Genomic DNA, 2,606 nt, shown 5'->3' on the forward strand with positions numbered 1-2,606 from the left:
CAACGCCGTAGAAAGCTGGCCAAAAGCACCCAATAAACCTTTCGGAAAGACAATGTCACAAAGCTGACTTTCAACGAGTACATTCGCGTCTGAAACGGCAAAACAAAGCCACAATATTAAAAATCGAACGCAACTTCAGCAAACTAGACCACAGAGACAAATATGAGCACAATCGCACTATTCATTAGCCCGAAATCTTCTGCCGTAGCTGCGTTTTTTCCGCTGGCAACTAACGCTGCGTTAAGGTGTGACAAGCGTTTGCCATACTTGAGCGAAGCGAAACCGGCAAGCGTTTGGAATCACCCTTAAACGCTTTGTTATATTCACGGCACTCCTAGCTTTCAACCTGCTTACCAAAGTGATCGACTGAAAAACTAAATAGCACCTTAATTAAAAAGAACACACTAACCATCAGAAACCAATTTGAAAGCGGCAGATAGATTAGTAACAATATGCCATAGCACATTAAATTCGCAGCAATAAAGCATTGAATCCGCTTCCCTTTCAAAGCATTAACTACAAATGCTGATACTATAGTGTAACCCCAGATAATTATTGCACTATCAAGCGGCTCAGATAGCAGCCAAGCGATAGCTAAAATATGCACATGGATAGCAATGAATATAAGGCGGTTTTTTGGCCGCTGCGAATAGTATTCATTTGTTCCGTAGCTGAAGTTAGCAATGCAACCTGCCAGTACATCGGCGATGACTAGGAAAGCTAATATTGATTTCCAGTTGTCTAGCTCTACGCCAGCAACTAAGTAAACAACCCAACTACCAGCTAAAGCAAAGATTAACGTGCAACCAACTTCCAATAGTGATTGTTTTTCCCCGAACACGTCGAAAAGAAACTCAGGAGTTTTAAAATACTTCATTATCGACTCACCACTTCCTTGTCCGATACCATGAGGGATAAATTACCCCCGAATCTTAGGTGAATATAACGCCCTGTTAAGGTGTGAGCAACGCAATACCGACGCTACCGCATATCACCTTAAACACTAAACGCAACGCATAGCAAAAATACCATGCGTTGCGAATCACTCTTAAACAGATTGTTAGGTTACTATTTTTCGACTCTGCCTTGAAAGTGCTCATGAGCTGCATCTGAAATATCACAACCAATGTAGTTTCGATTTAATTTTTTAGCTGCAACGAGTGTCGAACCAGAGCCAAAGAATGGATCCATTACTAACTCACCTTCAGTGCTACTTTGAGAAATAAGTACCTCAAGTAAGTCTACGGGTTTTTCAGTTGGGTAGCCCCTATAAACCCTTTTTGATTGAAGTATATCAGGCACACCTAAGTCATTGAGCTTACGCTTACCTTTTTCAAAGAAAAGTATGTATTCGTGGCGAGCTCTGTAATGATAGCCCATACCAATAGTGACTTTGTCCCAAACGATTGGTTTCCAAAATTTAAAACCTACTTTCTCAGCTATTGGCTTAATTACGAACATTGTTTCTTGATCGCAAAACAGATAGAAGTGAGAGTTTTTCTTTAGGACTCGGTACATCTCTTGTAAAAGGCTCTCAAACCTTTCATTGGGAAAGATTTGAAACCACTGATTACTTGATGCTTTACTTACCTTTAGCCTTGTCGTGGTCCCAATTTTCCGATGCTTTTCCAATGATTCGTATGGTGGGTCTGTGATAACTAAGTCAACGCTCGCGTCAGCGAGCGTTGAAAGCCATTCAACTGCATCTTCTTTAAAAACTTGCATTGAACCTCTAGATTAAACCGCTACATGTTCGTCCATTACGATAGACATTTGAGGCTACACCTTTAGCAAGCCTGCGGCAATCAATACAGTAACTCTGGTAACCATCAGGATTACGTGCAGTTTTGCGAGCTGGTGTTTTACCAAAGTTAAACGGATATGGATGGAAAACATGTTCTCCTCCATTAGCATCGGAACAATGAGGACAAGATTTGTATTTTTGACCAGTTACTGGATCTGTCTTGTGAATCATGCCGATATTTAAGCGTTTACCACAACAATTACATGCCATTTTTATCTCCTATCAACGACTTATACGACCCGATAATAAGAGAAAAAACATATGCAAACTGCGATCTATGCACTCAATTTAGTAACCTAACGCCCAATTAAGGGGTGAGCAACGCTACTACCCAAACCTAAGGCATTGTGCCATAAACACTAAATTTGAAGTAGAAGCAAAAATGCCAAGCGTTGGGAATCCCTCTTAAATTGTTTGTTAGTTTGCGTGCCAAAGTGACACAGAGATTGCTTATTGCACACTTTAAGACCATAATACACATGTGACATTTTGACACAACAGGAGATAACATTATGGCTACTACTTTGCCTCGCATCACCGCTAGAGTTGATGTCGATACACAAGACTTACTTACTAAGGCTGCCGCGATCGCCGGCATGTCTAGCATCAACTCGTTTGTTCTAAGCGCTGCAATCGAAAAAGCTAAACAAGTCATCGAACGTGAACAGGCTTTAAAACTGAGCCAAGCTGACGCGATGTTCCTTATGGAAGCTTTAGACCGTCCTGCGACACAGAACTCAAAACTAAAAGCTGCTGCTGATCGATACGAGAGTAAAACTCAATGATGAATACGGTACTTCTA

5 protein-coding genes are annotated in these 2,606 nt (G+C 41.1%); 2 read left to right on the forward strand and 3 right to left on the reverse strand.

Features of this window, described 5'->3' with window-relative positions; all coding sequences use genetic code 11:
- Positions 1–162: 162 nt before the first annotated feature.
- Complete coding sequence (locus BS19_RS20465) at positions 163–309, forward strand: hypothetical protein (RefSeq protein WP_169739030.1); 147 nt, start codon at positions 163–165, stop codon at positions 307–309.
- A 25-nt stretch (positions 310–334) separates the two neighbouring features.
- On the opposite strand, the gene BS19_RS19565 is transcribed toward BS19_RS20465, so the two are convergent.
- From BS19_RS19565 to BS19_RS20120, 3 genes are all read right to left on the reverse strand, one after another.
- Positions 335–877 (reverse strand): hypothetical protein, encoded by a 543-nt coding sequence (locus BS19_RS19565; RefSeq protein WP_038177635.1) that lies wholly within the window; start codon positions 875–877, stop codon positions 335–337.
- A 191-nt stretch (positions 878–1,068) separates the two neighbouring features.
- Positions 1,069–1,725 carry a DNA-methyltransferase gene (locus tag BS19_RS19570; protein WP_031381879.1) on the reverse strand — a complete coding sequence of 219 codons (657 nt, stop codon included), beginning with the start codon at positions 1,723–1,725 and terminating at the stop codon, positions 1,069–1,071.
- 7 nt (positions 1,726–1,732) lie between these two features.
- Positions 1,733–2,014, reverse strand: coding sequence for a hypothetical protein (locus BS19_RS20120; RefSeq protein ID WP_053306554.1), 282 nt, complete (start codon positions 2,012–2,014; stop codon positions 1,733–1,735).
- Positions 2,015–2,316: 302 nt separating this feature from the next.
- Here BS19_RS20120 and BS19_RS19575 point away from each other — a divergent pair, with 302 nt between their 5' ends.
- Positions 2,317–2,589 (forward strand): type II toxin-antitoxin system TacA family antitoxin, encoded by a 273-nt coding sequence (locus BS19_RS19575; RefSeq protein ID WP_038177637.1) that lies wholly within the window; start codon positions 2,317–2,319, stop codon positions 2,587–2,589.
- Positions 2,590–2,606 lie beyond the last annotated feature (17 nt).

The sequence above is a fragment of the Vibrio pacinii DSM 19139 genome (genome assembly GCF_000711795.1).
In the GTDB taxonomy this organism is placed as follows: Bacteria; Pseudomonadota; Gammaproteobacteria; order Enterobacterales; family Vibrionaceae; genus Vibrio; species Vibrio pacinii.

Bases quoted from the DNA above. Each gene is read 5' to 3' on its own strand.
- BS19_RS19570 (WP_031381879.1), bottom strand. From the start codon at position 1,725: ATGCAAGTTTTTAAAGAAGATGCAGTTGAATGGCTTTCAACGCTCGCT.
- BS19_RS19565 (WP_038177635.1), bottom strand. From the start codon at position 877: ATGAAGTATTTTAAAACTCCTGAGTTTCTTTTCGACGTGTTCGGGGAA.
- BS19_RS20120 (WP_053306554.1), bottom strand. From the start codon at position 2,014: ATGGCATGTAATTGTTGTGGTAAACGCTTAAATATCGGCATGATTCAC.
- BS19_RS20465 (WP_169739030.1), top strand. From the start codon at position 163: ATGAGCACAATCGCACTATTCATTAGCCCGAAATCTTCTGCCGTAGCT.
- BS19_RS19575 (WP_038177637.1), top strand. From the start codon at position 2,317: ATGGCTACTACTTTGCCTCGCATCACCGCTAGAGTTGATGTCGATACA.